The organism is Megasphaera sp. AF13-6AC, from assembly GCF_027685385.1.
Classification (GTDB): domain Bacteria; phylum Bacillota; class Negativicutes; order Veillonellales; family Megasphaeraceae; genus Megasphaera; species Megasphaera micronuciformis.
The window spans coordinates 1-6,016 of sequence record NZ_JAQCUN010000082.1 but is presented as its reverse complement, the minus strand read 5'-3'; the positions used below and the strand labels follow the sequence as shown (position 1 = coordinate 6,016).

Here is a 6,016-nt window from a genome sequence, read left to right as displayed (position 1 = left end):
GCCAAGTAAGTAACAAGGCCCGCTTCGTGCTTGTCATCGGCTTGAACGCTGTAAATAGTAGCCAAGGTGGAAACCATGACTTCCTTAGCTGCCGTGCAGGCAATAATACCCACGCCGATTTTCCAGTCGAAACCGAGCGGACGAATAGCCGGTTCGATTACGCGGCCGAGACGAGCTGCATAGCTCTGACCGATTTTTTCGGCATTTTGCTGAGAGTCGAGATCTGCCGTTGCATCGTCAGCTGCTTTTTGTACATCAAAGAGCGGTAAAGCTTGAGCGTATACCGTCGGATTTTCTTGCTGTAAGTCTGCAAATGCATCGGGGTATTCCGGTTTGGCTTGGGCTTCTGCAGCCTGTTGAACGTCACTGATATCCTGATCTTCGGCGGCAGCCGCATCGTCAGCATCTTTTTGAGCCTGAATCATGTCGTTATACATGTTGTTCAGTTCTTCGTTGTCTTCCATGCTGCTCAAGCCGTAAGAGGCGAGAATCTGAGATTGTTGTTGTTCAGCTGTAGCCGTTACGGCATCCTTGGCAGCGTCATAATCCTGGGAATAATCGACATCCATCGGATATGCCGTCAAGAACCAAACGAGAATGGACGCACCGAGAATAATCGTGCCGGCTTTCTTCAAATAAAGTATCGTACGTTCCCACATGTGCATGAGCACGCCTTTTAAGGTCGGAATGTGATAGGGAGGCAGTTCCATAACAAACGGTTCCCGGTCCCCCTTAAATTCCGTGCGACGCAAGATAAGCGCAAGAACGATAGATACGATAATACCGAGGAGGTAGATACCGAAAAGAACCGTACCGCCATAGCCGCTTGCACCGAAGAAGGCCGCAATCAGCAAGGTATAGACGGGAAGACGAGCCCCGCAAGTCATGAAAGGAAGTGCCAAGATAGTAACCATTCTATCCCGTTCATTGTCGAGTGTACGTGCCGCCATAACTCCCGGAACATTACAGCCGAAGCCTAAAATCAGGGGAATAAAGGACTTCCCGTGAAGGCCGAAAGAACGCATGAGACGGTCAATAAGAAAGGCTGCACGTGCCATATAGCCTGAGTCTTCAATAATACTGATAAAAAGATATAAGAGGACGATAAGGGGAACGAAACTCAAGACCGCCCCTACACCGCCGATAGCACCGTCTACGACAAGAGAGCGAAGCTGTTCGTCGACAATGACGTTATTAAGCCAGTCGCCCAACATACCGAAACCTTTTTCCAGCCAATCCTGCGGATAAGCACCGATATCGATAACCACTGTAAACATGAGCCACATAAAAAAGAGGAAGATAGGAAGTCCTAAGATTTTATGTGTAAGAACGCGGTCAATCTTATCGGAGAGAGTATCGCTCGTACCTGCCGAGACAACGGAAGCATTATAGGCTTGGACAGCGAATTCGTGACGAAGCTGTGCAAAGTGGAAGTCAAGATCCACCTTGTCCTTCAACGAATCGCGTAAAACCGTAGCCTTGGATAAAATATTTTCCGTATCGGGGAGAGCTTTTATTTTCTTAACTACATCGCTGTCGTTTTCCAAAAGCTTAACGGCAACCCAACGGTACGGATAGGTAATGGAAGAAGCCGCTTCAATAAGTTTCTGCAACTCTTCAATAGCCGGTTCGACAACGGGACCGTAATCTACCTTCGGGTTCTTCAAGTTTTTCAGCTTTTCCACATCCGAAACGGTTTCCAAAAGTTTATCTATGCCGATACCCTTACTGCCTACGAGGGGAACGACAACGGCGCCGAGGCGTTCACCCAACTTATCCAAATCGATTTTAACGTTCATACGGTCGGCAATATCCATCATGTTCAGCCCCACAACCATAGGCCGTTCCAATTCGGCGAGCTGCGATGCCAAGTATAAATTACGTTCCAAGTTGGACCCGTCAAGAATATTGACGATAAGGTCCGGTTTTTCATTGATAATAACGTTACGTGCGACGACTTCATCCAAAGAACGAGCCGTCAAACTGTACGTGCCGGGTAAATCGATGAAGAGAAGGTCTTTACCGTCATAGATACAGTGGCCTTCCTTTTTTTCAACCGTAACACCCGGATAGTTACCTACGTGTTGCTTGGCTCCGGTAATGTTATTGAAAATCGTGGTCTTACCGCAGTTCGGATTACCGGCCAAGGCAATGCGAATCGTATTGTCAGAACTCATAGTCATATCCCCCTAGTCGACGATTACGCTGATCATGGCCGCTTCACTTTTACGAAGCGCCAAAGCGCATCCTTTTACTTTTACTTCTACAGGATCCCCTAAGGGAGCTGTTTTGACGACTGTAATATGAGAGCCTTTAACGACGCCCATATCAACCAGGCGATGTTGGACATTACCGTGTCCTTCCAACGATTCGACAGTGCCGGAAGTCCCCACTTCCATGTCTGCCAACTTTTTGATACTCAAAACACTACACCTCCTGAAATCGATTAAATGATAAAATCACATGAAAAAACGATAACCTATATCATATGATAATAGCATTCATTTCCATCCATCAGTATATAGAAGTAAAATAAGACTGTCAACAGGAAAAAATAGTCATTATCATTTGTTTTTGTGACGATTCATATGAGCGGATAGTTAGCGATAAAATAAAAAGCTTTTACCGTGTTATTCACAGTAAAAGCTTTGAGGGGAATATTTTAATAATCGGGGGGAATTGTTCTTTTGGTTCTCGGCATGTTCGGAGCCCCGCCGGGCGGCACATAAAGTTTAGGAGACGGCTTACTGAACCCCGAACCCAAGACGTCGGAAACGTCATTGATGGTCATGAAGGCATAAGGATCGACCTTGTTGACGATTTCTTTTATTTTAGATACTTCCGTTAATTTAATGACGGTGTAAATAATCTGCTTGTCTTGAAGCGTATAGGCACCCTTACCGTTTAGGAAGGTAACACCGTGTCCTATGTAGCGCATAATGACTCCGGCCATCTGCTCGGGACGAACCGTTACGATGGTAATGGCTTTGCGCTGATTGAGACCGACGACGACCTTATTTGTTACGAAGGTACTTACGTATGAAGAAATAAAGGTCAGTACGGCCAATTCGAGGTTAAACATATAAGCGGCCCCCATAAGGACGAAGGTGTTAAGCCCCATGACGACATTACCCATCTCCAGGTTGTAGAACTTCTTGGCAATGGCACCGATAACATCGAGGCCTCCCGTGTTGCCGTTGTAACGATAAATAATACCCATGCCGATACCGTTTAAGATACCGCCCATGATGGCAGCCGTCATGGGATCGTGGATGAGGTTGAAGTCGGCAAAGAAAGACGTGGCGTCAATGAGTGCGGAATACATAATGGTACCGATAATGGCAAGGATGGTATAGCGCCGTCCCATAAACCTGTAACAGGCAATAAGAACAGGAATGTTCATAATAAAGTTGCCCGTACCGACGGGAAGACCCGTAGCGTAATAAACCATGATGGCAACACCGCCGATGCCGCTACTCAATAAGTGTTGAGGAATGAAAAATCCGTTAATACCTATAGCCGCAATGACGCTGCCGATGAAGTTCGCTATATACGGAATAAGCAGCTGCCTGGTCGTCAGCTTTTCTTGTTGACGCATGTCCGCATGCACCGTCCTTTAATCAGAATTGTAAAAGCAGGGAGAAACCGTTATAATACAACGTAATAAACAGATTACAAGAGCCTTATCTTACCATGTATTTTGCGTATATATTACATGCGTATTATAGCATGTTGGGATTGGGAAGTTAAATAGAAACCATAAAAAGATTTTATAACTATATAAAGCTGGGGAGAGACGGCATGATTTCAGAGTCTGCCTACGGTAAAATTAATTTAGCTATGCGAATTGTCGGTCGCCGGCCCGACGGATATCACGAAGTGGATACGGTCTATCAATCTGTAGCTTTGCATGACACGGTCACAATAGAAGAAAGCTCCGTCTTTAGACTGACGGCGGATCGGAGCGATTTAGTATGCGATGAGACCAACCTTGCCTATAAGGCCTATAAGGCTTTGGCGCCTTTTTGTGAAGTGCTGCGCCCTGTGCATATCCGTCTGGAAAAACGGCTTCCCGTGGCAGCAGGGCTGGCCGGTGGCAGTGCCGACTGTGCCGCTGTTTTGCGCGGCTTGAATCGATTTTGGAACCTTAAGCTGGAAGCTTCCGACTTGGAACGCGTCGGGGCGGCCTTGGGGGCGGATGTTCCCTTTTGTGTGACCGGCGGCACGGTCCGCGGTAGCGGTATCGGTGATATTCTCACCCCTTTGCCGTCATTGCCGGCATGGGAAGTTCTTATACTGCATCCCCATGTCTGCGTCGAGACTGGCAAAGCTTATGATCTCTTTGATAAGGCCGGGTCGGTATCTTTTGTCGATGTAGGTGAAATGGTCGATTCCGTGCGTAGTGCGTCTTTTGAAGGTATTTGCAGAGCCATGGGAAATACCTTTGAGTCCTTCATAGTGCCGCTCGTTTCCGAAGTGAGTGAGTGTAAAGCGGCTTTAAGTCGTCTCGGGCTCAACCCTCTTATGTCGGGAAGCGGACCTACCGTTTTTGCCCTTGTACCGCCTGAGGGAGACGGCGCTTTTTTTGCGAAACGGTTGGAAGAAGAAATGAAAAATACGGATGTAATGTTAACGTCCTTAATATAGGAAGGGATTAAAGTGAACAAAGAACATAAATTAGAACCCATACGCTTGGACACGTATAAGCCCCTGCGTGACGTTGTCAGTGAAGCTCTAAGACAAGCTATTAAAGAGGGCATATTAAAACCCGGAGAACGCTTGATGGAAATTCAACTGGCTGATGAGTTGGGCGTAAGCCGTACGCCTATTCGGGAAGCTATTCGCAAGCTTGAATTGGAAGGTTTTGTCGTTATGATACCGCGTCGCGGGACGTATGTAGCCGACATTTCCTTAAAAGATGTAGTTCAGGTATTTGAAATTCGCAGTGCTTTGGAAGAGTTGGCTGCCGGCCTTGCGGCAGAACGCATCACACCCGACGAATTGGAAGAACTGGAACGTATTTTAGTAGAAATTAATGAATATATAGACCGTGACGAATTTGATAAAATCGTTGATACGGATATTCGCTTTCACGGCGTTCTCTATCGTGCCAGCCGTAATAACAGGCTGGTTGATATTTTACATAATTTACGGGAACAAATGCTTCGTTTTCGTTCCATATCGATGCATTATCCCGGGCGATTGGCCGCGACGTGGGAAGAACACAGACAGTTGGTGGAAAGCATTGCTAACCATAACAGTGTTCAGGCTCGAAAAATAGCAAAAAAACATATGGAAAATTCGGAAAAAACCCTTATAATGGGTATTAAGCGGGATAAGGATTCAGCCCGATTGGTACAAGAATTATTTCCGCACTAAGAAAAGGAGTAATACATGGAAGCAAATATGAAGGTAGATAAATACCACGAGCATGAAGATTCATTTGAAGCATTCTTAGGATACTTGGCTAAGGGATCCTTCGTACTCATGTTCGGCCGACTGCTTATTGCCTGGGCTATGGGTACCTTATAATCTTAATAATAAAGGTACAAAAGGCTGTCATGCGAAAGGGAAGCGAAGGTCGTTTTTGTATGTATGTACAAAAACGAAACGCTTCTCTTTTTATTTCTCGTTAAAGGGTGGTATAGATGAAATATAATGCGGTTACTGAAGAATTGTTGCAAGAATTGCGACAGGTTGTGGGAGAAAAATACGTAAAGACGGATCCGTCCGTCTTGGATATATACAAGGCCGATGAAAGCCTGGCTCCGTCTTATTGGGTTATGCCCGAAGCGGTGGTATTGCCGGCGGATGCACGGGAAACGGCGGAAATTGTGAAACTTGCCAATCGGTATAAAGTGCCCTTAACGCCTCGCGGTGCCGGAACCAGTGTCAGTTGCGGAGCCGTACCGGCACAAGGCGGTATTGTCGTTCTTACGGAGCGGATGAACCACATTCTTGAATGCAGCGAAGAGGGAATGTATATGGTCGTCGAAGCCGGCGTAAGAACGGCGGA

7 protein-coding genes are annotated in these 6,016 nt (G+C 46.4%); 4 read left to right on the top strand and 3 right to left on the bottom strand.

Features of this window, described 5'->3' with window-relative positions:
• The 3 genes from feoB to PGX78_RS05625 all read right to left on the bottom strand — a co-directional run.
• Window positions 1–2,177 (bottom strand): ferrous iron transport protein B (feoB, locus tag PGX78_RS05635; RefSeq protein ID WP_270445821.1); only part of this gene is annotated, 2,177 nt, incomplete at its 3' end.
• A gap of 12 nt (window positions 2,178–2,189) precedes the next feature.
• Window positions 2,190–2,423, bottom strand: a complete 234-nt coding sequence (locus PGX78_RS05630; protein ID WP_040773809.1) for a FeoA family protein — start codon at window positions 2,421–2,423, stop codon at window positions 2,190–2,192.
• A gap of 239 nt (window positions 2,424–2,662) precedes the next feature.
• Window positions 2,663–3,598 (bottom strand): YitT family protein, encoded by a 936-nt coding sequence (locus tag PGX78_RS05625; RefSeq protein ID WP_270445820.1) that lies wholly within the window; start codon window positions 3,596–3,598, stop codon window positions 2,663–2,665.
• A 203-nt stretch (window positions 3,599–3,801) separates the two neighbouring features.
• Between PGX78_RS05625 and ispE the strand changes: the two genes are divergently transcribed.
• The 4 genes from ispE to PGX78_RS05605 form a co-directional block, all read left to right on the top strand.
• Window positions 3,802–4,647, top strand: coding sequence for a 4-(cytidine 5'-diphospho)-2-C-methyl-D-erythritol kinase (gene ispE / locus PGX78_RS05620; RefSeq protein WP_270445819.1), 846 nt, complete (start codon window positions 3,802–3,804; stop codon window positions 4,645–4,647).
• A 12-nt stretch (window positions 4,648–4,659) separates the two neighbouring features.
• Complete coding sequence (locus tag PGX78_RS05615) at window positions 4,660–5,379, top strand: GntR family transcriptional regulator (protein WP_006941990.1); 720 nt, start codon at window positions 4,660–4,662, stop codon at window positions 5,377–5,379.
• A 15-nt stretch (window positions 5,380–5,394) separates the two neighbouring features.
• Window positions 5,395–5,532, top strand: a complete 138-nt coding sequence (locus tag PGX78_RS05610; RefSeq protein WP_270445817.1) for a hypothetical protein — start codon at window positions 5,395–5,397, stop codon at window positions 5,530–5,532.
• Between the two features lie 116 nt (window positions 5,533–5,648).
• Window positions 5,649–6,016 (top strand): FAD-binding oxidoreductase (locus PGX78_RS05605; protein WP_270445816.1); only part of this gene is annotated, 368 nt, incomplete at its 3' end.

Coding starts and splice junctions, on each gene's coding strand:
- PGX78_RS05625 (WP_270445820.1), bottom strand. CDS start 3,598: ATGCGTCAACAAGAAAAGCTGACGACCAGGCAGCTGCTTATTCCGTAT.
- ispE (WP_270445819.1), top strand. CDS start 3,802: ATGATTTCAGAGTCTGCCTACGGTAAAATTAATTTAGCTATGCGAATT.
- PGX78_RS05610 (WP_270445817.1), top strand. CDS start 5,395: ATGGAAGCAAATATGAAGGTAGATAAATACCACGAGCATGAAGATTCA.